The organism is Jatrophihabitans fulvus, assembly GCF_054781375.1.
The window spans coordinates 163,528-189,084 of the sequence record NZ_BAAGUN010000005.1 but is presented as its reverse complement, the minus strand read 5'-3'; the positions used below and the strand labels follow the sequence as shown (position 1 = coordinate 189,084).

Annotated in this window: 19 protein-coding genes; 12 read left to right on the top strand and 7 right to left on the bottom strand. The window is 73.9% G+C overall.

Annotated features, from left to right (window positions below; translation table 11 throughout):
- Positions 1-8 precede the first annotated feature (8 nt).
- Positions 9-767 carry a hypothetical protein gene (locus tag ACYVP9_RS17070; RefSeq protein ID WP_460606120.1) on the bottom strand — a complete coding sequence of 253 codons (759 nt, stop codon included), beginning with the start codon at positions 765-767 and terminating at the stop codon, positions 9-11.
- Positions 768-822: 55 nt separating this feature from the next.
- On the opposite strand from ACYVP9_RS17070, the gene ACYVP9_RS17065 reads away from it, so the two are divergent.
- Both ACYVP9_RS17065 and ACYVP9_RS17060 read left to right on the top strand, forming a co-directional pair.
- Positions 823-1,302: a MarR family winged helix-turn-helix transcriptional regulator gene (locus ACYVP9_RS17065; RefSeq protein WP_460606119.1), complete on the top strand. Its 480-nt coding sequence runs from the start codon at positions 823-825 to the stop codon at positions 1,300-1,302.
- Complete coding sequence (locus ACYVP9_RS17060; protein WP_460606118.1) at positions 1,299-2,534, top strand: MFS transporter; 1,236 nt, start codon at positions 1,299-1,301, stop codon at positions 2,532-2,534. The genes ACYVP9_RS17065 and ACYVP9_RS17060 overlap by 4 nt, the downstream gene beginning before the upstream one ends.
- Before the next feature lie 20 nt (positions 2,535-2,554).
- Here the strand turns inward: ACYVP9_RS17060 and ACYVP9_RS17055 are convergent, their stop codons facing one another.
- On the bottom strand, positions 2,555-3,574 hold the full coding sequence (locus ACYVP9_RS17055; RefSeq protein WP_460606117.1) for an aldo/keto reductase family protein: 1,020 nt from the start codon (positions 3,572-3,574) through the stop codon (positions 2,555-2,557).
- A 174-nt stretch (positions 3,575-3,748) separates the two neighbouring features.
- On the opposite strand from ACYVP9_RS17055, the gene ACYVP9_RS17050 reads away from it, so the two are divergent.
- Together ACYVP9_RS17050 and ACYVP9_RS17045 are read left to right on the top strand one after the other, a co-directional pair.
- Complete coding sequence (locus tag ACYVP9_RS17050; RefSeq protein WP_460606116.1) at positions 3,749-5,449, top strand: PAS domain-containing protein; 1,701 nt, start codon at positions 3,749-3,751, stop codon at positions 5,447-5,449.
- Positions 5,450-5,528: 79 nt separating this feature from the next.
- A complete protein-coding gene (locus ACYVP9_RS17045) occupies positions 5,529-7,358 on the top strand; it encodes a flavin-containing monooxygenase (RefSeq protein ID WP_460606115.1) in 1,830 nt (609 codons plus the stop codon).
- Here ACYVP9_RS17045 and ACYVP9_RS17040 read toward each other — a convergent pair.
- The 3 genes from ACYVP9_RS17040 to ACYVP9_RS17030 form a co-directional block, all read right to left on the bottom strand.
- Positions 7,355-9,844, bottom strand: a complete 2,490-nt coding sequence (locus ACYVP9_RS17040) for a fibronectin type III domain-containing protein (protein WP_460606114.1) — start codon at positions 9,842-9,844, stop codon at positions 7,355-7,357. The two genes, ACYVP9_RS17045 and ACYVP9_RS17040, sit on opposite strands and share 4 nt — an antisense overlap.
- A gap of 76 nt (positions 9,845-9,920) precedes the next feature.
- Positions 9,921-10,607, bottom strand: a complete 687-nt coding sequence (locus tag ACYVP9_RS17035; protein WP_460606113.1) for a response regulator transcription factor — start codon at positions 10,605-10,607, stop codon at positions 9,921-9,923.
- Entirely contained in the window at positions 10,604-11,842 is a 1,239-nt protein-coding gene (locus ACYVP9_RS17030; protein ID WP_460606112.1) for a sensor histidine kinase, read from the bottom strand. Before ACYVP9_RS17030 ends, ACYVP9_RS17035 begins: the two co-directional genes overlap by 4 nt.
- A 132-nt stretch (positions 11,843-11,974) precedes the next feature.
- Between ACYVP9_RS17030 and ACYVP9_RS17025 the strand changes: the two genes are divergently transcribed.
- Together ACYVP9_RS17025 and ACYVP9_RS17020 are read left to right on the top strand one after the other, a co-directional pair.
- On the top strand, positions 11,975-12,877 hold the full coding sequence (locus tag ACYVP9_RS17025; RefSeq protein WP_460606111.1) for a P-loop NTPase family protein: 903 nt from the start codon (positions 11,975-11,977) through the stop codon (positions 12,875-12,877).
- Positions 12,874-13,656 carry an ABC transporter permease gene (locus ACYVP9_RS17020; protein WP_460606110.1) on the top strand — a complete coding sequence of 261 codons (783 nt, stop codon included), beginning with the start codon at positions 12,874-12,876 and terminating at the stop codon, positions 13,654-13,656. The genes ACYVP9_RS17025 and ACYVP9_RS17020 overlap by 4 nt, the downstream gene beginning before the upstream one ends.
- Here the strand turns inward: ACYVP9_RS17020 and ACYVP9_RS17015 are convergent.
- Positions 13,653-14,708 carry a DUF371 domain-containing protein gene (locus tag ACYVP9_RS17015; protein WP_460606109.1) on the bottom strand — a complete coding sequence of 352 codons (1,056 nt, stop codon included), beginning with the start codon at positions 14,706-14,708 and terminating at the stop codon, positions 13,653-13,655. The genes ACYVP9_RS17020 and ACYVP9_RS17015 overlap by 4 nt on opposite strands.
- 23 nt (positions 14,709-14,731) lie before the next feature.
- Here ACYVP9_RS17015 and ACYVP9_RS17010 point away from each other — a divergent pair, with 23 nt between their 5' ends.
- Positions 14,732-15,376, top strand: a complete 645-nt coding sequence (locus ACYVP9_RS17010; protein WP_460606108.1) for a methyltransferase domain-containing protein — start codon at positions 14,732-14,734, stop codon at positions 15,374-15,376.
- Here the strand turns inward: ACYVP9_RS17010 and ACYVP9_RS17005 are convergent.
- The gene (locus ACYVP9_RS17005; RefSeq protein WP_460606107.1) at positions 15,369-15,860 is read right to left on the bottom strand and encodes a TrmH family RNA methyltransferase; all 492 of its coding nucleotides are present in this window, start codon (positions 15,858-15,860) and stop codon (positions 15,369-15,371) included. The two genes, ACYVP9_RS17010 and ACYVP9_RS17005, sit on opposite strands and share 8 nt — an antisense overlap.
- Before the next feature lie 100 nt (positions 15,861-15,960).
- Between ACYVP9_RS17005 and ACYVP9_RS17000 the strand changes: the two genes are divergently transcribed.
- From ACYVP9_RS17000 to ACYVP9_RS16980, 5 genes are read left to right on the top strand one after another with little or no spacing between them, the layout of a single operon-like run.
- Positions 15,961-19,434 (top strand): adenylate/guanylate cyclase domain-containing protein, encoded by a 3,474-nt coding sequence (locus tag ACYVP9_RS17000; RefSeq protein WP_460606106.1) that lies wholly within the window; start codon positions 15,961-15,963, stop codon positions 19,432-19,434.
- A complete protein-coding gene (locus tag ACYVP9_RS16995) occupies positions 19,431-22,925 on the top strand; it encodes an AAA family ATPase (RefSeq protein WP_460606105.1) in 3,495 nt (1,164 codons plus the stop codon). Before ACYVP9_RS17000 ends, ACYVP9_RS16995 begins: the two co-directional genes overlap by 4 nt.
- Complete coding sequence (locus ACYVP9_RS16990; protein ID WP_460606104.1) at positions 22,922-23,590, top strand: Crp/Fnr family transcriptional regulator; 669 nt, start codon at positions 22,922-22,924, stop codon at positions 23,588-23,590. Before ACYVP9_RS16995 ends, ACYVP9_RS16990 begins: the two co-directional genes overlap by 4 nt.
- Positions 23,587-24,303, top strand: coding sequence for a GAF domain-containing protein (locus ACYVP9_RS16985; protein WP_460606103.1), 717 nt, complete (start codon positions 23,587-23,589; stop codon positions 24,301-24,303). Before ACYVP9_RS16990 ends, ACYVP9_RS16985 begins: the two co-directional genes overlap by 4 nt.
- The gene (locus ACYVP9_RS16980) at positions 24,300-25,196 is read left to right on the top strand and encodes a S8/S53 family peptidase (protein WP_460606102.1); all 897 of its coding nucleotides are present in this window, start codon (positions 24,300-24,302) and stop codon (positions 25,194-25,196) included. The genes ACYVP9_RS16985 and ACYVP9_RS16980 overlap by 4 nt, the downstream gene beginning before the upstream one ends.
- Positions 25,197-25,557: the final 361 nt, after the last annotated feature.

Genomic DNA, 25,557 nt, shown 5'->3' with positions numbered 1-25,557 from the left:
CTGCGGCGTCACATCGTGGCGAGGCAGTACGCGAGCGCGGCGACCGCGACGGTGCCGTACGTGCCGGCGGCGGCGCGCATCCATCGCTGCGGCCGGCGCACGGCCGTCCGGTCGAGCGCGACGGCGAGCACCGGCAGCACGAGCACGGCATGGATGGTCACGCCGTGGAACAGCTTGAGGAAACCGCCCTCGGCGTAGCCCTCGGCCACGTGACCGGTGCGGACGAGCGCGGTGCCGCGCGCGATCATGGCCGCTCCCGCGGCGAGGCCGGCGACCAGCAGCCCGAACCCCGTCCGCAGCGCGAGCGGCATCGTCGCCGGCCCGCCGACCGGCCCGCGGAACGCCGCCACCGTGAACCACCCGAGCACGACGACGAGCACCACGCCACCGGCTGCGAGCGAGTACGCCACGGCGGCGTCGGCGGGGGTCCCGGTGTTGAAGTGGGACGGCTCGTCACGCCACGCCTGCAGCGTGATGCCCGCGACCTCGACGACGCAGTCGACGGCGAGCACCGTCAGCAACCGCCGGCGCAGGGCGGCCGGCATCGCGAGGTAGGCGCTCGTCCACACCACCGTGGCCAGGGTGACGCCGAACGAGACGCCGAAGGTGGCGGGTTTGCGCCACGCGAGTGGCCCGTCCCAGGGCCGGTCCGAGACGGCGGCGACACCGAGGTGGAACAGACCCGCCAGCACCAATGCGATCGCGACGGCGAGCAGCGGCACGTCGGTGCCGCGCCGCGCGGTCGTCCGATCGGAACCCCACGTCATGCTCCGCCTCAATCGTTCTTGAAGGTAACGATTATGTGGCGACTATAGTTCGGCCGTGCCCGGACGCAACCCCCCGCCGTCGCCACCCGTCGGTGTCGCCTTCCTGCTCACGCAGCTCGGCGCCCTCGCCGCGGACGCGTTCGCCGCCGCCGTGGCGGAGCACGACCTCACGCCGCCGCTCGCCGGCGTGCTGCGCTTCGTGCGCACGAGCCCGGGGCTCAGTCAGCTCGAGCTGGCCCGACGCCTCGGCATCGCACCCAGCCGCCTCGTCGCCCACCTCGACGAGCTGGAGTCGCGCGGATGGGTGGGACGGGAACGGTCGCCGCAGGACCGGCGGGTCAACGTGCTCGTCCTGACCGCGGCGGGGGAGAAGGCGTTCGCCACGCTCGCCCGGACGGCGCGGGAGCACGAGGAACGGTTCACCGCCGGACTCAGCGGCTCCGACCGCGACCGGTTGCGGACGCTGCTGACCAGGCTCGCCGACGCCCACGGCCTGACCCCCGGGGTGCACCCGGGGTTCCGCGCGCACCGGTGACGTCCGCCGTCGGGGCCGCGCTCGACACGATCGCCCCGCGACGCCTCGGACCCGGCTTCCGGTGGCTGCTCGCGTCGTCGTGGTCGTCGAATCTCGGTGACGGGCTCGCGCTCGCCGCCGGACCGCTGCTGATCGCGTCGCAGACCCGGTCTGCCTTCCTCGTCGCGCTGGGGGCGACCCTGCAGTGGCTGCCGCCGCTGCTGTTCGGCCTCGTCGCGGGCGTGGTGACCGACCGGCTCGACCGCCGGCTGATCGTCGTGGTCGTCGACGCGGCACGGGTGGCGGTGCTGTCGGTGCTCGTCGTGACCATCGCGACCGGCACGGTGTCGATCGCGGTCGCGCTCACCACCCTGTTCGTGCTGGGCACGGCCGAGGTCTTCGCCGACAACGCCTCGCAGGTGCTGCTGCCGATGCTGGTCGACCGCGACGATCTCGCCGTCGGCAACGCGCGGCTGCAGACCGGATTCGTCGTGCTCAACCAGCTGACCGGGCCCGCCGTCGGTGCCGCCCTCTTCGCCGCGGGTGCGTCGCTGCCCTTCGTGTCCGTCGCGGTGCTGGTCGGTTTCGCGGCGCTGCTCGCGTCACGCCTGCGGGTCCCGACGCGGGTCCGTGAGGCCGAGCACGTCGGCACCGTGCGACGCGACATCGCCGAGGGCCTGCGCTGGACGTGGCGGCACCCGGCCGTCCGGACGCTCGTCCTCACGATCTTCACGTTCAACATCACGTTCGGGGCCGCCTGGTCGGTGCTGGTGCTGTACGCGACCGAGCGGCTCGGCCTCGGCGCGGTCGGGTTCGGGCTGATCGCCACGGTGCAGGCGACGGGCGGGTTGCTGGGAATGGCCTGCTATGGATTCATCACGCGCCACGTCACCCTCGGTGGTGTCATGCGCATCGGCCTGATCATCGAGACGCTGACGCACCTCGGTCTGGCACTGACGACCCTGCCGGCCGTGGCGCTGCCCATTTTCTTCGTGTTCGGGGCGCACGCGTTCGTGTGGGGCACGACGTCGATCACCGTCCGGCAGCGGGCCGTGCCCCAGGCACTGCAGGGGCGCGTCAACAGCGTGAACGTCGTCGGGGTCACGGGTGGCCTGGTCGCGGGATCGCTGCTGGGCGGTGCGCTCGCCCAGCACTACGGCGTGACCGCGCCGTTCTGGTTCGCCTTCGTGGGCTCCGCGGTGTTCGTGGTGCTGATCTGGCGTCAGCTGTCGCACATCGCGCACGACAGCTGACGCCGGAGATCAGCGGCGGGTCAGAGTGCGCGCCGCCGCGGGGTCGAGCGCTCGACCAGCGACGGGTCGGACGTCACCGTGTCGCCGAGCACCTCGTCGATGCGCTGCATCGCCTCGGCCGGCAGCGTGACACCGGCCGCCTTGACGTTCTCGACGACCTGCTCCGGACGCGACGCCCCGATCAGTGCGGCGGCGACGTTGTCGTTCTGCAGCACCCACGCGACCGCGAGCGACGCCATCGACAGCCCGACCTCGTCGGCGATCGGCTGCAGCTGCTGGACGCGGGTGAGCACGTCGTCGTTCATGAACCGCTTGATCATGTCGGCGCCGCCGCCGGCGGTGTCGGTGGCGCGGGAGCCCTCGGGCGGTGCCTGACCCGGCTTGTACTTGCCGGTCAGCACGCCCTGCGCGATCGGCGACCACACGATCTGGCTGAGCCCGAGCTCGCGGCACGTCGGGACGACCTCGTCCTCGATGACGCGCCACAGCATCGAGTACTGCGGCTGGCTCGAGACCAGCGAGATGCCGAGGTCCTGCGCGAGGGCGTGGGCGGCGCGGATCTGCTCGGCCGTCCACTCGCTCACGCCGATGTAGAGCGCCTTTCCGGCGCGGACGACGTCGGCGAACGCCTGCATCGTCTCCTCGAGCGGGGTGAACGTGTCGTAGCGGTGCGCCTGGTAGAGGTCGACGTAGTCCATGCCGAGCCGGCGCAGCGACCCGTCGATGCCCTCCATGACGTGCTTGCGCGACAGGCCGGTGTCGTTCTTGCCGCGCGGGTCGGGCCCGACCGGCCAGAACACCTTCGTGAAGACCTCGAGCCGCTCGCGGCGCTCGCCCTTCAGCGCCTCGCCCAGCACCTGCTCGGCGCGGCCGTTGGCGTAGACGTCGGCGGTGTCGAAGGTGGTGATGCCGTTCTCGAGCGCCGCGTGCACGCACGCGGTGGCGACGTCGTTCTCGATCTGCGAGCCGTGGGTGAGCCAGTTGCCGTAGGTGATCTCCGAGATCTGAAGCCCGGAATTGCCGAGGTAGCGGAAGTCCATGACCCCATCCTGCCCACCGGTCGCGGACCTTCGTCACGCCAGGGAGGGCCGGAGGTGGTCCGTACCGGAGGGCCTTACGTCCTGGTTCGGAGTGGGTGAACCTGGTTGCATGGGGTGATTGCCCACTGTGCGCGCTCGGCGAAGTGTGAACGCGAGATGAAAGAGGGACATCGGGTGGAGGCGGTGATCGGTCCGGAGCGCGCCACCGGCGTGCCGACGAGCGCCCTCGACCTCGCCGCCGTCGTCGACCACGTGCCCGCCATCATGGCGCTGTTCGACCTCGACCTGCGCAACCGGTTCGCCAACTGGGCCCACGTGCCGTGGCTCGGGCTCGACCCCCACGACCTGATCGGCGCGAGCCCGGCCGACATCGTCGGCCCGGCCGTCTTCGCCGAGGCGGAGCCGTACTACGACGCCGTGCGCGAGGGCGTGCCGCAGACGTTCGAGCGCATCATGACGCTGCCGAACGGCGAGCGCCGGCACGCGCTGGTCAACTACGTCCCCTACGTCGTCGACGGCCGCATCGACGGTGTCGTCACCCTCGCCGCCGACGTCACCGGACGGGTGCGGGCCGAGTTCGCCCGCCAGGAGCTCGCCGCCCGTGCCGCCGCGATCGGCGAGGCCGAGCAGGTCGCCGTGGTCAAGCAGCGGTCCGCCGCCGAGCGGTTGCAGCGCATGGCCGTCGATCTCGCCGCCGTCGCCGAGCGGCATCCCGACCACGCCGCCTCGGTCGTCGACGCCTCCCGCACGATGGCCGAGGCCGCCGCCCGGTTGCGCGCGCTCGTGGCGCACCGGCCCGGCCCGGGCCGTCCGCCCGGCCCCGAGCGGGTGGTGCGGCGCAGCGTCGAGACCGCCGCCGCGCGGCTGGGCTTCCCGCCCTCGCTGATCGTGCTCGGCACCCTCGACGCCGTGCCGGGCGAGCTCGCCGAGCACATGGGCGAGGTGCTGGGCGTGACGCTCGACAACGTCGTGCGCCACGCGTCGGCCTCCCGGGTCGACGTCACCGTCGGCGTCGAGCACGACGATCTCGTCGTCACCGTCGCCGACGACGGCGCGGGCGTCGTCCGCGCCCAGCCGGGCAGCGGCCTCGACCGGCTGCGTGACTCCGCGCGCGAGCGCGGCGGGCGGTGCAGCTGGTTCATCAACGCCGACGGCGGTGCCAGTGTCGAGTGGCGCGTGCCGCTGCACCCGGACGTCCCGACCGAGGTCGCGACCGCCACGGGGCTGGTCGCCCGTCCGGCCGGCCAGGGTTACGGCCCGCCTCCGGACTACCGCACGCCGGGCACGCTCGCGCTCGACGCCGACGAGATGCGGCGCGTGCTCGACCACCTGCCGATGGGCCTCGCGGTCTGGGACAGCCGCCTGAACAACCACTACGCGAACACGACGGCCGCCCGCTGGCTCGGCCTCGAGACCGGCGAGCAGGTGGCGGGCCGCAACTACGGCGACATCGTGGGGGCCGAGGCGGCGACCCGCATCCGACCGATCGTCCAGGCGGCATTGGCCGGCACGCAGGTCGTGCTCGAACGCCCGAACCGCAACATCCCCGGCTCGCCACGGCACCTGCGGTCGGTGTTCACGCCGCGCTTCGTCGCCGGCCGCATCGACGGCCTGTACGTGCACGTGACCGACATCGGCGAGCAGGTGCGCGCCGAGTCGGCGCTGCACGCCGAGGAGGCCCGCGTCGAGGCGATGCGGCAGCGGAACGCGGCCGAGGAGGAGGTGCACCACCTGGCCATCCAGGAGGTGTTCGCCGCCGCCATCCACCTCGACGCCGTCCGGCCGGCCGACCCGGGGGCCGCCGGTGAGCTCGACCGGGCGCTCGCCCCGCTCGACGACGCGATCGCCGACCTGCGGCGCTCCGTCGTCGCCTGAGGCACGGTTTCCCGCACACTCCCGGCAGACTGGCCGTTCGGAGGGTGACCGCGGTCACTCCCGCGCCCACGATGGGCCCATGACCGCCACAGCCGAGAACACCGACACCTCCGCGCGCACGACCGCGCAGGCCTGGCTGGACGCCTTCGACCGCGCGCTCACGGCGGGCGATGCGGCCGCCGCCGCCGCGCTGTTCGGCGAGGAGAGCTACTGGCGCGACCTGGTCGCGTTCACCTGGAACCTCAAGACGCTCGAGGGACGCGACGAGATCGCGGCCATGCTCGAGGCGACGCTGCCCCGGGTGCAGCCGTCCGGCTGGCGCATCACCGAGGGCGAGGAGCCCGACACCGCCGACGGCGTGACGACGGCGTGGATCCACTTCGAGACCGCCGTCGGCCGCGGCAAGGGCCTGCTGCGCGTGACCGGAGAGGGCGACGACGCGAAGGCCTTCACGCTGCTGACGACGCTCTACGAGCTGAAGGGACACGAGGAGCCACGGCGCGAGCGCCGTCCGATGGGCGCCGAGCACGGCGCGAACCGCCACCGTGAGACGTGGGCGGAGAAGCGGGCGCGTGAGGCACGTGAGCTGGGCTACGAGACGCAGCCGTTCGTGCTCGTGATCGGCGGCGGCCAGGGCGGCATCGCCCTCGGCGCCCGGTTACGTCAGTTGGACGTTCCTACGATCATCATCGACAAGCACCCGCGGCCGGGCGACCAGTGGCGCAACCGCTACAAGAGCCTGTGCCTGCACGACCCGGTCTGGTACGACCACCTGCCCTACGTGCCGTTCCCGGACAACTGGCCGGTGTTCGCGCCCAAGGACAAGATCGCCGACTGGCTCGAGTCGTACACCAGGGTCATGGAACTGAACTACTGGTCGAACACCGAGGCGAAGTCGGCCCGCTGGGACGAGGCCAAGGGCGAGTGGACGGTCACCGTCGAGCGCGAGGGCACTCCCGTGGTGCTGCGTCCGAAGCAGCTCGTCTTCGCGACCGGCATGAGCGGCAAGCCCAACATCCCCGACTTCCCCGGCACGGACGTGTTCGCCGGCGACCAGCACCACTCGTCCGCCCATCCCGGTCCCGACCGCTACGCGGGCAAGAAGTGCGTCGTCGTCGGCTCGAACAACTCGGCGTTCGACATCTGCGGCGCGCTCTGGGAGAACGGCGCCGACGTGACGATGGTGCAGCGCTCGTCGACGCACATCGTGCGATCGGACTCGCTGATGGACATCGGGCTCGGCGACCTCTACTCCGAGCGCGCGGTCGCCGCCGGGATGACGACGGAAAAGGCCGACCTCACGTTCGCGTCGCTGCCGTACCGCATCATGCACCGGTTCCAGATCCCCGCGTACGAGGCGATGGCCGAGCGCGACAAGGACTTCTACGAGCGTCTCGAGAAGTCGGGTTTCCGGCACGACTGGGGCGACGACGGGTCGGGCCTGTTCATGAAGTACCTGCGGCGCGGTTCGGGCTACTACATCGACGTGGGCGCGGCCGACCTGGTGGCGAACGGCGACGTGAAGCTCGTGCAAGGGCAGGTCGACCACCTCACCGAGAACACCGTCGTGCTGGCGGACGGCACCGAACTCGAGGCCGACCTCGTCGTCTACGCCACCGGTTACGGCTCGATGAACGGCTGGGTGGCCGACCTGGTCTCGCCCGAGGTCGCCGATCGGCTCGGCAAGGTGTGGGGTCTCGGGTCGGACACCACCAAGGACCCCGGCCCGTGGGAGGGCGAGCAGCGCAACATGTGGAAGCCCACGCAGGTCGAGGCGCTGTGGATGCACGGCGGCAACCTGCACCAGTCGCGGCACTACTCGCTGTACCTCGCGCTGCAGCTCAAGGCGCGGCTCGAGGGCCTCGAGACGCCCGTCTACGGACTGCAGGAGGTGCACCACACCCGCTAGCGCACGGTCACCGCGCGCGCGATCGACGTGACCGGCAGGTACCCGGGCGACGCGGGCGCGACGAGCCGCACCTGCACCGAGCGGTACGCGCGCAACCGCAGCGTCACCTGGCCCGCCGCGTTCGTGCGGGCCGAGGCGGCCGCGGTGCGCCACGCCGCGGTGCCCGACCGGTACTGCACGCGGACGGTGCGACCGGCCAGCGCCCGCGTCGTGCCGCTGCGCACGAGCCGTCCGCTCACGGCGACGAGCGATCCGGACGCCGTCCTCGCCGGCGCCGTGGCGCTGAGCGTGCCGGCCACCGACGGCATCGTGACCGTCGAACTCGACGCCGAAGCGGCGCCGGTGCCCACGGCGTTCACCGCGGCGACGCGGAACGTGTAGGTGCGGCCCAGCGCGAGCCCGGTGACGACGGCCGACGTGTCGGCGGTGCGGACGGTCGCCCGCGCGCGGCCGTCGAGGTACGGCGTGACGACGTAGCCGGTGACCGCCGACCCGCCGTCGTCGGCGGGGGCGTTCCACGCGACGGTCGCCGCGGTGTCGCCCGCCGGAGACACCCGTCCGACGGCGGGCGCGCCGGGGACGGTGAGCGGCACCACCACCGCGGCGGTCGGCTCCGACTCGGCGCCCGTGCCCGCGGACGAGACCGCGGCGACCGTGAACGTGTACGTCGTTCCCCGGGGCAGTCCGGTCACCGCCGCCGACGTGGCGGTGCGACCCACTCGAACGAAGGGCTGCGGGACGTCGCTCCCGTCGTGCGGGGTGACCACGTAGCGCACGATCGTGGGATCGGACGCCGCCGTCCACCGCACCGTGACGGTCGTGCCGCTCACCGTGGCCCGGACGTCGCCCGGGGCCGCGGGCAGGTCCGCCGGCGCACGTCCGGCGCCGAGCACGGTCAGCGTCGCCGCGACCGGCAGGTCGGCGCCGTAGGTCGTGGTGTGCCCCGCGACGTCGGTGACCGTCAACGCGGTGACGCGCCAGTCGCCGTCCTCGGCGTTCGTGTCGAGCCCGAACGACGCGCGGAACGTGCCCGCGGACGGGTCGCCCGCGACGAGATCGTCCGCCCCGAACGAGGCGACGACGCTCGCACCGCCGGACGGGCTGGTCAGGGTGACGGTGCCGCTGCCCACCCCGGAGGGCACCGCGTCGGGGTCGGCGACGCCGACGAGCACCGCGCCGTTCGCCGGTTCGGAGCGGGTGTCGAGCACGGCGGGGGAGAACGCGACGCCCGACAGCGTGGGGGCGGCGGTGTCGGCCGCGGCCGTGCTGACCACGAACGAGGCGCGGCTGCCGAGATCCGAGGTCGGCACGGACGTCTCGTTGCCCGCACGGTCGGCCAGCGTCACGGACGCGACGGTCCAGGTGCCGGGTGAGAAGTCGGTGACGACGGGGACGCCGACCGTTCCCGTCCAGACGGTGCCGCTGCGCTCGGTCGCGCTCGCGAAGGACACCGTTCCCGGCTCGGCGTCGAGGACGGTGCCGTCCGGGGACCTGAGCACGACGGTCGCGGTGGCGAGACCGGACACGTCGTCGGTGAAACCGATGTGCGCCTGCACGGTGCCGCTGCGCGTGTAGGCCGTCGACACGGCCGCCGGCCCGACCGCGAACGAGGTCAGCGCCGGACCGGTCGTGTCCTGCGTCGAGGACACCCGCACGGTGATCGTCGGAAGCACCCGGTGGGTGTCGGCCGTGTCGAGATCGAGGGTGTTGCCCTGGGCGTCGACGAGGGAGAGATGGGTGAGCCGCCAGTCGCCCTCGACACTGCGCGCGGGGAAGACGACCGTGGCCGTCCAGGTGCCGTCGCGGACGCTGCCGCCGACCGGCTCTGCGTCCAGGTTCCCGGTCACGACGTCGTCGGCGTCGGGCGAGGTGAACGTGACGTCGCCCCCGGCCACGCCCGACAGCGCGTCGCGCGCCCGCACGGTCAGGGTGACCGCCGCGTCGCCCGCGGTGGTGTCGGCGCTGCCGTCGCCGTCCAGCGCCACCGATCCGAACACGGGCGCGGTGGTGTCGGCGGTGCGCGCGATCGTGTACCCGTCGCCGAGCCCGGTCGTGGTGTCGAGCACGTTGCCGGCGGCGTCGTCGGCCACCAGTTCGACCGCGGCCCACGCGCCGGCGGCGTCGAAGCTCGACACCTGGACGAGGCCGGTCCAGGTGCCGTCCAGGGCGGTGCCCGAGGTGCGGGCCAGCTCGACGTCCGAGGTGTACCCCTCGGGCGAGCGGAAGCTCAGGGTGGCGTCGACGACGCCGCTCGCGTCGTCGGTGAGGCGGACGGTGACCTGCGTCGAGGCGCCGCCGACGGTGGCGACGACGACCGTCGGGCTCGCGAGCGGCGTGCCGGCGAGCACGGGAGCGTTCACGTCGTCGGCGGCGCGGGCCGACGGTGCGGCCACGGCGGTCAGCCCGAACGCGCCCAGGGTGCCGAGCGCGGCGACCAGGGCGAGCACGAGACGCGGCCTGCGGCGGCGGGCGGCGGGCTGGGTCATGGCGGGCTCCGGCGGACGAGGTGATCGGCGCTCCCCAGCTCCCCAACTCACGAGGACTTTACATGCGGACGGGGCCTCAGGCGAGCCCGGCGTCGTGCACGACGATCGCGACCTGCACCCGGTTGGCGGCGCCGAGCTTGGCGAGCAGCCGCGACACGTGCGCCTTGACCGTCGCCTCGGACATGTACAGCGAGCCCGCGATGTCGGCGTTGGACAGCCCCTGGCCCACCGCGACGGCCACCTCGCGCTCTCGCGTGGTCAGCGTGTCCAGCCGGGTGAGGGCGGCGTCGCGGCGTCCGGCGCGGTCGTCCGGAGCCGGTCCCGCGCCGGGGACCTCGTCGCCCGCGACGTGTCCGATCAGGGTGCGGGTCACCGACGGCGAGAGCATCGCCTCGCCGGCGTGCACCAGCCGCACCGCGTTGATGATCTCCTGGGGCGCGGCGTCCTTGAGCAGGAAGCCGCCCGCGCCCGCGCGCAGGGCCCGCAGCACGTAGTCGTCGGCGTGGAAGGTCGTCAGCACGATCACCTGCGGCGTGGGGCCGGGTAGCTCCCGCAGCCGGGCGGTGGCGGTGATGCCGTCGACGCCCGGCATGCGGATGTCCATGAGCACGACGTCCGGACGGTGCCGGGCGACGGCCTCGAGCGCGGCGGCGCCGTCGTCCGCCTCACCCACCACCTCGAGGTCGTCGGCGGCCGACAGGATCATCCGCAGGCCCGCGCGCACCAGGGCGTCGTCGTCGACCAGCAGCACCGCCACGCTCACGGGGCCTCCCAGACCAGGTCGGCGGCGACGACGAAGTCGCCGTCGGCGGTCGGCCCGTGCTCGAGGGAGCCGCCGGCGAGCTCGACGCGCTCGCGCAGTCCGAGCAGCCCGCTGCCAGACCCGGGCAGCGACGCTCCCGCGGCGACGGGAAGGCGGTTGCGCACCTCGACGTGCAGGCCGGATCCGGGCGCACCCGCGACGCGGACGGTCGTGGCCGTGCCGGTCGCGTGCTTGGCCACGTTGGTCAGCGCCTCCTGGACGATGCGGTACACGTCGCGTCCGAGCGAGCCGGGCGGCTCGGCGCCCTCGGGCACGTCGACGGCGGCGTCGATGCGGGCGCCCGCCCGGCGTACCTCGTCGACGAGCCGGGGGATGTCGCGCAGGGTCGGTTGCGGGGCGGCCGGCGGCTGCTCGCCGGGACCGTCCGCCGTCTCGTCACGCAGCACGCCGATCACGCCGCGCAGCTCGCCCAGCGCCTGCTGCGCGGTCTCGCGCAGCAGGCCCGCGGTCTGCGCGACCTGCTCGGGCGGCAGGTCGGGCCGCAGCTGCAGGCCGCCGGCGTGCAGCGCCAGCAGCGAGATGCGGTGGGCGAGCACGTCGTGCATCTCGCGGGCGATGCGGGTGCGTTCGGCCCGGCGGGCCCGCTCGGCCATGAGCCGCTGCTCGGCCTCGGCGCGCTCGGCGCGCTCGCGCAGCGTCCAGACGAGCTGCCGGCGGGCGCGGACGACCATGCCCCAGGCGAGCAGCACCGCGTTGGCCACGACGCTGATCAGCATCGACACCCAGAACGCCGTGTCGGACGGGCGGACGACGGTGTACGCGGCGGCGCACACGAGGTTGAGGGCGGTGGCCACCACGGCGAGCGAGGTGCGCCGGTGGACCGCCACGGTGAAGAAGCCGGCCACGCTCGCCGGGACGGCGGCGGCCGAGAAGACCGTGAGCACCGACGTGAGCACCGAGACGGTCATCGGCCGGCGGCGCCGCCACCACAGCGCGGCGCACCCCACCACGCCGGCGAGCGCATCGGCCGCGCCCCACGCCCCACGCTGCCCGTCGTGCAGGTCGCTGCGCGTGCCGAACCAGAACAGCAGCGCCAGGGCCGCGGCGAGCACGAAGACCGACGAGTCGACCAGCCAGTCGCGCAGGGTGCGCCGGCCGTGGCGGCTCGGGTCCTCGGGCGGCAGCAGCCCCGAGGGGACGAGCCGCGGCCAGCTCACGCCTGCCGGGGACTTCATGGCGTCCAGCCTAGGAAACCTCGCGTCCTCCGGCGTCCGACGAAGGTAGGGGGTCCGCCCGCGACCCTCGTAGGGGGCGGAGCGCTACGCACGGCCGATGTGGCGACGGCCCGCCGGCGACAGGCTGGATGCATGATCACCGCGACCGCGCTGTCGAAGCGCTACCAGTCCCGGCCGGTGGTGCAGGACGTCAGCTTCGCCTGCACTCCCGGCACCATCACCGGCTTCCTCGGCCCGAACGGCGCCGGCAAGTCGACCACCCTGCGCATGATCACCGGGCTGACGCGCCCCGACAGCGGCACCTCGACGATCGCGGGCACGCCGTACGCGCAGCTGCCCAACCCGACGCGGGTGGTCGGCACGCTGCTGGACGCGAGCGCGATGCACTCGGGACGCACCGGGCGCAACGCGCTCGAGATCGCCGCCGGCATGGCCGGGGTGCCGCGGCCGCGCGTCGGCGAGCTGCTCGAGCTCGTCGGCCTCGCCGGCGCCGCCGACCGGCGCATCGGCAACTACTCGCTCGGCATGCGGCAGCGGCTCGGCATCGCGCAGGCGTTGCTGACCGACCCTGCCGCACTGATCCTGGACGAGCCCGCCAACGGCCTCGACCCCGAGGGCATCGCCTGGATGCGCCGGCTGCTGCGCGACTTCGCCGACCGCGGCGGCACCGTGCTGCTGTCGAGCCACCTGCTGCACGAGGTGCAGGCGACCGTGGATCACCTGGTCGTCATCGCCGGCGGCAAGGTCGTCGCCCAGGGCGCGATGCAGGAACTGCTCGCCACCGCCGGTGTGGTCGTCCGCTCGCCCGAACCGGCGGCGCTGGAACGCATGCTCGCCGGAGTGCCGTTCACCCGCGCCGACGACGGCGCGCTGACCGTCGACACCAGCAACACCGACCTCGACCCGGAGCGGCTCGGCCGCATGGCGCTCGAGCACGGGGTGCCGCTGTCGGAGCTGCGGCGCTCGGATGCCGCCGGGCTCGAGGACCTCTTCTTCCGCCTGACCACCACCTCGTCCGAGGAGATCGCAGCATGAGCGCCACGACCGTCACCGACCGTCCCGTCCGCCCGGCCCCGCAGTTGCCGCCGACGGCGCGCATCCCCTATGGCCGGCTGCTGCGCGTCGAGTGGCGCAAGGCCACCGACACCCGCGCGGCGCGCTGGTTGATCGGCCTCACCGCCCTCGCCACCGCCGCGCTCATGCTGGCGCCGCTGCTCGCCCGCAACTCGATCGACCAGACGTACTCGTCGTACCTGCTGTTCGCCGGGTTCGGGCTGGCGACGCTCCTGCCCGTCGTGTCGATCCTGACCCTGACCAGCGAGTGGACGCAGCGGACGGTGCTGACCACGTTCACGCAGGAACCCCGCCGCGTCCGCGTCGTCTCGGCCAAGATCGTCGTCGCGCTGCTCATGGCACTCGGCGCGATCGTCTACGGCGCGATCGTCACGGCCGTCGCGCTCGTCATCGCGTCGGCCGGCGGACGGGACCTGACGAACGACCTCGGCGCCGCGAACACGATCGGGTACGCGCTGTTCGTGCTCGCGAACATCGCCATGGGTGTCGCGCTCGGCGCGCTGCTGCACAACAGTGCCGCCGCGATCGTGCTGTTCTTCGTGCTGCCGGCGGCCCTCGGGTTCCTCGGCGCAGCGCTGAAGGCAGTCGGCGAGTGGATCGACCCGGGCACCACCTTCAACTGGCTGCTCGAGGGCGACCTCGGCGGGCACGTGCCGAACATCCTGGTGTCGGCCGTGCTGTGGATCGCGATCCCACTCACCGCCGGTCTCGTCCGCACCGTGCGGCGGGAGATCAACTAGGTCCGGCGGGCGAGCACCGCGTCGTAGGCGCGGCGGCGCTCCCATCCGGTGAGCGCCGCCAGTGCCGTCGCCGCCACCTTGGTGGGCACGCCGTCGGAGAGCAGGCCGTCGACGGCCGACGCCACGTCGGCGGGCAGGGCGTCGTCCGCGGCGGCCGGGTGCAGGCACACCGCCACCCGCCCGGCGCCCGCCAGCTCGGGCACCTCACCGTCCGCCGCGCGCAGCGGACGGCCGTGGTCCTGCACGACGGTGGCACTCCGCCGGCCCGATTCCGCCGCGCGGTGCAACAGATCGCCCACCTGGGCGCGTCCTACGGACAACACCAGACGTGAGCCGGGGGGAACGGCACGCGCCGACGCGAGTCCGCCCGCGTCGTCGGCGAGCACGAGGGGAGCACGCGATGGACAGGCGGCCGCTGCCGCGAGGGGCGCCGGAAGACCGACCGTGTCGAGCACGGCCGCAGCCGCGACCCGCTCGGGACAGGTGTCACCCGGCAGGTCGCGCGTGGCGACGACCAGCGTCCGTCCGCCGGGTTCGCCCCGGGTCGGACCGGCCAGCCGCCGCGCGTCCGCGTCCGCCGCGATGACCTCGTCGGCGGCCGCGAGCTCGGCCGCCAGCCGCTGATCGGGGCGCAGCGCGGCGGCGTCCGCCAGCAGCAGCACGAGCGTGGCGGGCGACGGCGTGCTCACCACGTCGACGGTGACCAGCGCGTCCGGGTCCTGCAGCGCCGCGACCAGCGGGCGCGGCAGGTCGGCGGCGGCGAGCGTCGCGTCGGTCGCGAAGGTGCCGGGCAGCCGCAGCGGGCCGCGACGCACCACGACCGGTCCGGACGGATCCCACGACGGGTTCGCGAGGGCGTCCAGGCTCATCCTCTCGCCGCCCGCGGCGATGCGCAGGCGCACCGGTCCCGCCATCGGGGCGGGTGGGTCGGCCTCGGCGCCGACGGCGACGATGCAGGTGCCGCGCTCGGTGACGACCGGGTCGGCGGTGAACTCGAGCGTCTTGCCGTGCGTGGCGCGGATCGCGGGGTGTCCGCGTCCGGCGAAGCGCATGCCGCCAGCCTAGGGTGAGCCGGGTGCGGCGGGTGATCGGCAAGCAGACCCTCGACCTGGACGCCGACGCCGTGACCGCGCTGCGCGCCGGACGCGACGTCGTGCTCGACCTCGGCACCGGCGACGGCAAGCACGTGCTGGCGGTCGCGCGGCAGCGTCCGGACGTGCTCGCGGTCGGCCTCGACGCGCAACCCGACGCGATGCGCAAGAACGCGCAGAAGGCGGCGGCGAAGCCCGCGAAGGGCGGCACGCCCAACGCCGTGTTCGTCTGGGGCGCGGTCGAGTCGCTGCCCGCCGAACTCACCGACGTGGCCGAGGTGCACTGCCTCATGCCGTGGGGCAGCCTGCTGCGCGCCCTCGTCCGCCCCGATCCGGACGTCCTGCGCGCGGTCGCCGCGCGGTGCCGTCCCGGGGCGCCGTTCCTGGTCACGCTGAACCTGCACGCGTGGCGCCCGGCCGTGGCCGACGTCGACGGCATCGCCGAACCGACGCCCGACAGCGCGACGGGCGACCTGGCCGAGGCCTACGCGGCCGCCGGGTGGACGATCACGTCCGCGGCGTACGCCGACGCCGCCGAGATCGCCGAACTCGGTACGTCGTGGACGAAGCGGCTCGGGTCCACCCGGGACGAGCTGGCCGTGCTGACCCTGCGCGGCCGCATCAACTAGGGAACTGCCGGCAGTACTCGTACAGCGCCATCGCCGTCGCGGTGGCCACGTTGTAGCTGTACGGCAACCCCCACACCGGGATCTCGATCGCGTCGTCGAGCAGCGCCAGCTCGGCCTCGCCGATGCCGAGGCGTTCGTTGCCGATCACCAGCGCCGTCCGCTCGGCGAAGCGGTAGTCGTGCAGGTTCACCGACGTGGTGGTCTGCTCGAGCCCCACGATCCGGTAGCCGTCCGCGCGCAGGTTCTTCAACTGCGGGGCCAACGAGTTGCGCACCTCGAGGCGGACGGTGTCGGCGCCGTCGCGGGCGATCGTCCGGTCGAGCTTGGCGTGGCCGCAGACGATCATCCGCTCGACGCCGCAGCAGCCGGCCGTCCGCGCGATGGTCGACAGGTTCACGTTCGAGCGCATCGGCACGCACGCGACGACCAGCTCGCGCGGCTTCGCCAGCGGCGTCGGCGGGCGGTGCCGCACCTGTTCGGTCACCGGGCCAGGCTAGTGAGCGCGGTGAGGGTCACCCCACACGCCGACGAAGTGGACCTTCCTCCTCTGGCGGGGCCCCGGCAGGGATTGTCATGATGCGCGCGTGCAGAACTGCGGTGCGTGCGGGACGGACAACCCCGCCGGACACCGGTTCTGCGGCGGCTGCGGACAACCCCTGGAGGCCGTCTGCCCGTCGTGTGGAACCGCGGCCACGCCCGGCTTCCGGTTCTGCGGCGCGTGCGGCAGCGCCCTCGACGGCGTCGCCGCGGCGGCACCACCCGCGCCGCTGACCGAACGCCGCGTCTGCTCGGTGCTGTTCGCCGACCTCGTCGGCTTCACGCCGCTGTCCGAGACACGCGACCACGAGGACGTCCGCGCGCTGCTGTCGCGCTACTTCGACACCGCACGGACGATCGTCACCCGCTACGGCGGCACGGTGGAGAAGTTCATCGGCGACGCGGTGATGGCGGTGTGGGGCACGCCGGTGGCGTCCGAGGGGGACGCCGAGCGCGCGGTGCGCGCCGGGCTCGACCTGGTGTCGGCGGTGACCGCCCTCGGCGCCGAGCTCGGCGCCGACGGGCTCGCGCTGCGCGCCGGAGTGGTGACCGGCGAGGTCACCGCGACGCTCGGTGCGGTCGGCGAGGGCATGGTCGCCGGCGACGCCGTCAACACGGCGGCGCGGGTGCAGTCCGCGGCCGAGCCCGGGACGGTGTGGGTCGACGGCCACACGCAGCGGCTCGCGGCGTCCGCGGTCGGGTTCGGGGCCGTCGGCGACCATCTGCTCAAGGGCAAGTCCGAGTCGCAGCCGCTCTGGCGCGCGACCCGGGTGCTCTCGGCGGTGGGCGGCTTCCAGCGCGTCGACGGACTCGAGGCGCCGATGATCGGCCGCGACGCCGAGGAGCGCACGCTGCGCGAGCTGTTCCACGCGGCCGCCGAGCGGGGCACGCCGCGGCTGCTGACGATCACCGGGCCGGCCGGCATCGGCAAGTCCCGGCTCGGGTGGGAGTTCGAGAAGTACGTCGACGGGCTGGCATCCGTCGTCCTCTGGCACCGCGGCCGCTGCCTGTCCTACGGCGACGGCGTCGCCTTCTGGGCGCTGGCCGAGGCGTTTCGGCAACGGTTCTCGATCGCGGCCGAGGACCCGCGTGACGAGGCGACGGTCAAGCTGCTGGACGGGCTCGCCGGGCACGTACCGGCACCGGAGGAACGCGCCTTCGTCGGCGTCCGCGTGGCCCGGCTGCTGGGCCTGAAGCACCCGGACGACCCGGGGACACCGATCGAGGTCGCGGACCTCTTCGCCGGGTGGCGGCTGCTGCTCGAGCGTCTCGGGGACGAGGCGCCGGTGGTCGTGCTGATCGAGGACGCGCAGCACGCCGACGACGGGCTGCTGGACTTCGTCGAGCACGTCGTCGACCGTTCCCGGGCCTCGGCGATCTTCCTCGTGCTGCTGGGTCGCAGCGAGGTCCTGGAACGACGCCCGTCGCTCGGCATCGGACGCAACCGCACCGCGCTGCCGCTGGACGACCTGGACGCGCCGTCGATGCAGCGCCTCGTATCCGCACTCGTCGCGGGGGCCTCGAGCGACGACGTCGACCGGATCGCAGGGCAGGCGCAGGGCAACCCGCTTTTCGCCGTCGAGACCGTCCGATCGCTCATCGACCGCGACGTCGTGCAGGCCGTCGACGGCGAGTACCGGCTCACCGGTGACCTCGGCGCGCTCGCGGTGCCGGACAGCCTGCACGGCCTGCTGGCCGCCCGCCTCGACGCCCTCGAACCCGAGCTGCGCGCGCTCGTCGCCGACGCCGCCGTGCTCGGCACGACCTTCCCCGGCGAGGCGCTCGCCGCCGTCTCGGTTGCCGACGCGGCCGACGTCACCGCCGGTCTCGACGAGCTGGTGCGCCGGGACGTGTTCACCGTCTCGACCGACCCGCTGTCGCCCGAGCGCGGCTCGTACGGGTTCACGCAGGGCATGCTGCGCCAGGTCGCCTACGACACCCTGTCGCGGCGCGATCGGCGCGAGCGTCACCTCGCCGTCGCGCGGCACCTGCAGCGGACGTTCGCCGACCACGGCGAGGGCATGCTCGACGTGGTCGCCCAGCACTACCTGGACGCGCTGGCGCCGGGCAGCGGCGAGGACGACGAGGCGGTGCGGCAGGCCGCCGTCGACTGTCTCGTCGGCGCCGCCGAACGCTCCGAGAGCTCGGGGTCGAACCGACGGGCGGCCGGCTCGTACGAGCGGGCCGCACAGCTGCTCGCCGACCGCGATCCGCTCGCAGCGGCGGCACTGTGGGAGCGGGCAGCGACCACCTTCGGTGCGGCGAACAACTACGACGACGCCTTCCGCGTCCTCGACGAGGCGAGGGCCCGCTACGACCGGGCCGGGCGGCCGCGCGAGGTCGCACGCGTCGACGCCGCGCACGGTCGCTGGCTGCGACGCACCGGTCGCTTCACCGAGGCCCTCGACCTGCTCTCGCGAGCCGCGGACGTCCTGCGCACGGACCCCGACCGGGACACCGTCGAGGCGCTCGACATGTGGGGCGGCACCCTGGCCCTCAGCGGCCGTCCCGGGGCGCGCGAGGTGCTCGACGAGGCCCTGGGTACCGCCCAGGCGCTCGACCTGCCCGACGAGGCATTCGCGTCGCTGTTCGCCGATCGCGCGCTCAGCGCCCTCGTCACCGGCCGCCACCGCGAGGCGGCGCACGACTTCGGGCTCGCCGTCCAGCTCGCCGAGCGGGCCGGCCGCCCGCGCGAGGCGTTCGTCGCTCTCACCAATCTGTCCGCGCTCCAGCTGACCCGCGACTTCGCGGCTGCGGAGTCCGCGGCGCTGCGCGCGCTCGGCCTGATCGACCTGGTCGGCGACCCGTACAACTTCGCGATCGCATCCGGCAACCTCACCGTCGCCCGGCTGCAGTCCGGCGACTGGGACGGCGCGGCGGAGGCGCTCGCGGCGGTACGGGAGCGGGGCATCGACGACGAGTTGATCGGCTATCTGCCGACCCTGCTCGATGCGCTCCGGGGGCGTCCCGACCCGGACTTCCGCCCCGATCTTCCCGAGGACAGCCCGGAGTCGGCGCCACTCGTCGCCTGGGTGACGTCGGCCATCCGCATCGCGCAGGGACGACCGGAGGAGGCGCTGCAGATCCTGAGCGACCTGTTCGGCACGGAAGCGGAGGACGTCGACCACAGTCTCGAACCGCTGTTCTGGTCGTGGCCAACGGCGGCCCGCCTCGCGCACCAACTGGGCCGGATCGAGGAGGAACGCCGTCTGGTGGGCCTGTTGGCGGTGGTGCCGCGCGGCGTCCTGTCGACGATCGCGCGCAGCAACCTCGACCTCGCGCGAGCCCGGCTCGCGGCCGTCGACGAGCAGCCGGACGCCGCGGAGAAGTTCGAGGCGGCCATCGCGTCCCTGCGCGCGACGGGCAGCCCGTACCACCTCGCGTTCGGTCTGCTCGACCATGCGGACTTCCTCGAGGCCCGGGGCGAGGACGCGGCACAGGAGCGGGCCGAGGCGCGGGTGATCGGCGAACGTCTCGGCTCCGCCGAGGTCCTCGGCCGGTTGCGTACGGTTCCCGCGTGACGCCCTGCACCTCCTGCGGCACCGAGAACCCCGCCACCGCGAAGTTCTGCGGTGAGTGCGGCACGCCGCTGGCGCGGACGTGCCCGGCGTGCGGTGCCGCGGTGGGCACCGCGAAGTTCTGCGGCGAGTGCGGCACGCCCCAGCAGGCGTCCGTCGTCGTCGCGCCGCCGCTCGTGGCGCAACCGCAGACCGAGCGGCGGGTGTGCTCGGTGCTGTTCGTCGACCTCGTCGGCTTCACGCCGTTCACCGCCGCCCGCGACGCCGAGGACGTCCGCGAGCTGCTCTCGCACTACTTCGAGCGGGCCCGGACGATCGTCGAGCGCCACGGCGGCGTGATCGAGAAGTTCATCGGCGACGCCGTCATGGCGATCTGGGGAACGCCGATCGCACTCGAGGGCGACGCCGAGCGGGCCGTACGCGCGGCGCTGGAACTCGTCGCCGCCGTCGCCGAACTCGGCACCGACGAGGGCGCGACCGGGTTGTCGGCGCGCGCGGGGGTCGTCACCGGCGACGTCGCCGTCACCGTGGGGCTCGTCGGCGAGGGGGTCGCGGGCGACACCGTCAACACCGCGGCCCGCGTGCAGTCGGTGGCCGACCCGGGATCGGTGTGGGTCGACGACGTCACCGAGCGGCTGACCCACGCCGTCATCGGCTACCGCGACGCCGGGGAGCACACGCTCAAGGGCAAGGCCGAGCCGATGCACCTCTGGGCGGCGACGCGGGTGCTGTCGACCGTCGGCGGCGTGCAGCGGGTCGACGGGCTCGAGGCGCCGCTGGTCGGTCGTGACGTCGAGTGGCGGACGCTGAAGGACCTGTTCCACGTCTCGGCCGAGCGGGCGACCCCGCGACTGGTCGTGCTCTCGGGCCCGGCCGGCGTCGGCAAGTCACGGCTCGGGTGGCAGTTCCGCACCTACGTCGACGGCCTGGCCTCGGAGGTCTACTGGCATCGCGGACGGTGCCTCACCTACGGCGAGGGCGTCGCGTTCTGGGCGCTCGCCGAGATCGTCCGGCAGCGCTTCGACATCGCCGACGAGGACACGTCGGCGACGGCGGCTGCCAAACTCGCCGACCGGCTGCCGGGTTTCGTCGCCGACGCGGCCGAGTGCGACTACGTCGGGGTCCGGCTCGGCCGGCTGCTCGGCGTCCGCTACGGCCAGGACGACGGCGCGCCGCTGCCCCGCGAGGAACTGTTCGCGGGCTGGCGGCTGTTCTTCGAGCGGTTGTCCGCGGACAGCCCGGTCGTGCTGCTCGTCGAGGACGCCCACCACGCCGACCCCGGTCTGCTCGAGTTCCTCGATCACCTCGTCGACTGGTCGCGCGGCGCGCCGCTGTTCGTGCTCGTGCTCGCCCGGCCGGACCTGGCCGACCGCGCTCCCGGGTGGGGCGTGGGACGCAACCGCGCGACGCTCGCCCTCGATCCGCTGGACGACGGGGTGATGCACACGATCGTCGACGCGCTCGTGCCCGGCATGCCGGACGCCGTCCGCGCCGGAATCGTCGACCAGGCCGAGGGCCTGCCGCTGTACGCCGTCGAGACGATCCGCTCGCTGATCGACCGGGACGTCGTCGTGCCGCGCGACGGGGTCTACCGCCTGGTCGGCGAGGTCACCGACGTGACCGAACTGGCCGTCCCCGACACCCTGCGCGGGCTGCTCGCCGCCCGTTACGACGCGCTGCCGGGCCTGTTGCGCTCGCTGCTGGCGGACGCCGCCGTCCTGGGCGGGACGTTCCCGCCCGAGGCGCTCGTGGCGGTGTCGGGGCGGGACGAGCACGAGGTGCGCCGCGCGCTGGACGATCTCGTGCGCCGTGAGATCGTCGACGTCACCTCCGACCCGCTTTCGCCGCAGCGCGGCACGTTCGGCTTCAGCCAGAACCTGCTGCGTCAGGTCGTGTACGAGACGCTGTCGCGCCGCGACCGCAAGGCGCGCCACCTCGCCGTGGCCGCCCACCTGCGTTCCACGTTCGCCGGGGACGGCGACGAGATCGTCGACGTGGTCGCGCAGCACTACGTCGACGCGCTGCACGCCGTGCCCCAGGACGACGACGCCGACGCGTTGCGCGCTCTCGCGGTCGAGGCGTTGGAGCGCGCGGCCGCTCGGTCGCTGCGTTCCGGTGCTCCGCAGCGCGCCGCCGAGCACCTGGTGGCCGTCGCCGATCTGATCGAACCGGTCGACCCGGCGGGAGCCGGCGTCCGGCTCGAGAGGGCGGCCGAGACGCTCATCGACATCGGCAGCTGGCCCGCGGCGCTCGACCACGCCCGCCGGGCCGAGGTGCTCTTCGTCGATGCCGGACTACCCCGTGCGGCGGCGCGGGCGCGGACCCGCGTCGCCGAGGCACTCAACCGCAGCGGTGAGATCGAGACGGCAGCGCGACTGCTGCGCGAGGCGCTAAACGTCCTGTCCGCCGAGCCGGACGGTGACACCGTCCTCGCGCTCTGCGTGGCGGCGAACAACGACGCGTTCGCGGGCGACGGAGAGGTCGCTGCCGCGCGCTCGGAGGACGCCGTCAGGCTGGCGCAGGCCCTCGGCGTCGACCGCGACCTGATGGCCCGTGCCTTCACGGTCCGCGGTCTGGCCCACGCCTTCCTCAACCATGTCGAGGACGCCTGCGCGGCACTGGCCCACGCCGTGCGCCTGTCGGAGCGGGACCTCGGCTCACGGTGGCTCGCGGCGCTCAACAACCTGGCCGACCAGTACCTCACCAACGACCCGGCGGCGGCGTTCGAGGCCGCGGTCCGTACCGCCGAGAACGCGCAGCGCCGGGGGGACACCTACGGTTACGACCTCGGCACCTGTAACGCGGCCGGGGCCGCGCTCTGGCTGGGGCGCTGGGACGACGCCGCGCAGCGTCTCGACCTCGCGATCGCCGACGTGCCCGACGGGCTCTCGGTGCTGCAGACCCGACTGTTCCTGAGCGCACTGCGGGGCGAGGTCCCGCTCGTACGGACAGCGCTGCTCGCCCGTGTCGCGACCGACGACGTGCAGGAGGTGGCGTACACGGCGACGGTGGACGTCGCGCGGGCACTCGTCGATGACCCCCGCCTCGCTCTCGACCGCGCCCTGGTCGCGCTCGAGCGCACACCCTCGCTCGGACTGCGGCACGAGGCGCGGGTCTGGGTGTGGACCCTGGGGGTACGGGCGGCCCGCGAGGTCGGCGACCGCGCGACGCAGGAACGCTTGCTCGACGTCCTCGACGGCGTGCCCGTCGGCCACCTCGCACCCCTCTTACGGGCCGAGCGCGCGCTCGGCCGCGCTCTGCTCGACCGGTCCGAGACGGCGGCGGCCGAGGCGGTCGCGCGGCTGCGCGAGGTGGGCAGCCCGTTCCACCTCGCGCACGGACTGCTCGATCTCGCCGACCTGCGTCGCGACGACGGTGACGACGACGGTGCGGCGACGGCGGTCGACGAGGCCGCGGCGGTGGCGGCGCCGCTGCGGGCCGCCACCCTGACGCGACGTCTCGCGGCCCTGGACCGGATCGAGGCGGTGCTGTGACCGTTTCCGGAGCCGCCGGGGAGCTGTGCCGTACCGACCTGTTCCGCGGCGTCGACCCGCCGGCGCTCGCTGCGCTCGACGAGGTCGCCTTCGTGCGCCGCCTCGCGCGGGGACAGGTGCTGTTCGTCGAGGGAGAGCCCGCCGACCACCTCGTGCTCATTCGCGCGGGTTCGCTCAAAGTGCATCTCGTGTCCGCGCAGGGCAGTGACCTGCTCCTCGCGCTGCTCGGTCCGGGAGCCGTGCTCGGCGACGTCAGCCTGATCGACGCGGGACCGAGGTCCGCGGGCGCCACTGCGCTGACGGACGCCGAACTGCTCGCCGTGCCGTCCGACGCCGTCCGGGCGGTGCTGCGGTCCCGTCCGGACGCGCTCTGGGCGGTGGCGGTCTCGCTCGCCGCCGGTGTTCGCCGTCTCACCGGACGGGCCGCCGACCTCGTCTTCCTCGACCTGCCCCGGCGTCTCGCCAAGCTGCTGCTCGACTCGCAGGTCGCCGGCGTGGTCGATCTGCCGGTGACGCAGACCGACCTCGCCGCGATGCTCGGGGTCTCGCGGCAGTCGTTGAACAAGGGGCTGTCGGGGTTCGTGTCGCGGGGGTGGGTCGAGCTCGGCGAGGGCACGGTGCGCTTGCTCGACCCGGACGCGCTCGAACGCTTGGCGCGGTCGTGACCGACCCGCTGCTCGACCAGCTCGCCACGACCGCGGCCGCGCTGGCGCCGGTGATCACGCCGGACGGCCACGCCGAACTGCTGCGCTCGCTCACCGAGACCGCGCGCGCCCTCTTCGGGGCGGGCGCGTGTTCGCTCGCCCTGCTCAGCGAGGACGAGGAGGAACTCGTCTACGTCGCGGCGTCCGGCGCCGGGGCGGACGCCGTGATCGACATGCGCATCGGCGCGACGCAGGGCATCGCGGGCTGGGTGATGCAGTCGGGGCAGGCCGCGGCCGTCTCCGACCTGCGCCACGACGCCCGGTTCGCGAGCGACGTTGCGGAGGAGACGGGCTACGTGCCGCAGGCGATCCTTGCCGTGCCCGTCACCGGACGCACCGGCCAGCTCGGCGTGCTCACGTTGCTCGACCGCGACGCCACCCGTGACGGCGCGCAGTTCGACCTGCGCACCGCCGCGCTGTTCGCGGACCAGGCCGCGCTCGCGATCGAGAGCTCCCGCGCCGCGGCGGACGTCGGGCGGTTGCTGCTCACCGCCCTCGCCGACGCCGCGGGGGAGGGTACGGAGCTCGCCGCCGCGCTCGCCTCCCGCACGCCGCGCCGCGCGGACGCCGACCTGCACTCGGTCGCCACGCTGCTCGCGACCCTCGCGTCGCGCTCGCCCGCGGACGCCCGGCTCGCGTCCCGGGTGCTGCAGACTTTCCTCGACGCCCGATGAGCGAATCGCTGCTGCCGGCCTGGGCGGACGCGTTCACGCCGGACGCGCTGCGACCTGTCCGTCCCGCAGCCGGGGTTGACGCGCAGTGGGCCTTCGCCGGCGCGACCGGTGCCGGCGTCCGCGTCGCCGTCGTCGACAGCGGCATCGATTTTGCGCACCGACGCGTGAAAGGTCCGTCCGCTCCCGGCGCCGCGTTGCGCTGGGACCGTGACGACGAGCGGGTCGTCGTCGACGAGGGCAACCACGTCGACCGGTACGGCCACGGCACCGCCTGTGCGGGCATCATCCGCCGCGCCGCCCCCGAGGCCGAGCTGATGAGCGTGCGCGTCCTCGGGGAGCGGCTCACCGGCAAGGGCCAGGTGTTCGCTGCCGGACTCCGGTGGGCGATCGAGCACGGCGCGCGGGTGATCAACCTGTCGCTGTCGACCGGACGGCAGGACTTCTACGGGTTGTTCCACGAGATCGCCGACGAGGCCTACTTCGCCGGGGTGGTGCTCGTCTGCGCCATGAACAACGTGCCCGCGCAGAGTTTTCCGAGCCAGTACGCGTCCGTCGTGTCGGTGGCGGCGTGCGCCGGCGACGACCCGATGCTGGTCTATGCCAACCCCGGCGGTCCCGCCGAGTTCGGCGCCCCCGGCATCGACGTGCAGGTGGCCTGGCTCGACGGCAAGCGCGCCGAGGTCACCGGCAACTCGTTCGCCGCCCCGCACATCGCCGGCCTCGTCGCGCGCCTGCTGTCGAAACACCCCGACCTCGCGCCCTACGAGGTCAAATCCGTCCTGCGCTCCGTCGCCGCCAACGCCGTCGCAGCCAACGCCACCGCCGCCAACGCCGCCAACGCCGCCAACGCCGTCGCCGCAAACGCCGACGCTCCGGACCCGCACGCGACCTGACCCGAGCCCGGAGTTGGTCGCCGGCGGCGATCCGGCGGACACACCCCTCGCGAAAACAATTGAGTGGGCTTCACGAGTGGGCTTCACGAGTGGGCTTCACGAGTGGGCTTCACGAGACCGTCTCGTGAAGCGGTCTCGTGAAGCGGTCTCGTGAAGCGGTCTCGTGAAGCGGTCTCGTGAAAGCCTCTCGTGAGAGCGGTTCAATTCTTTCCACCCCACAGGTGCCCGCAGGCGTGGAGTGCAGCCCGCCCCGTCGCGCGGAGCGGCCGACCACCCGACACGCCCGGACCGGCCCGGACCGGCCCGGACCGACCCGGACCGACCCGGACCGACCCGGACCGACCGGGACCGACCCGGATCC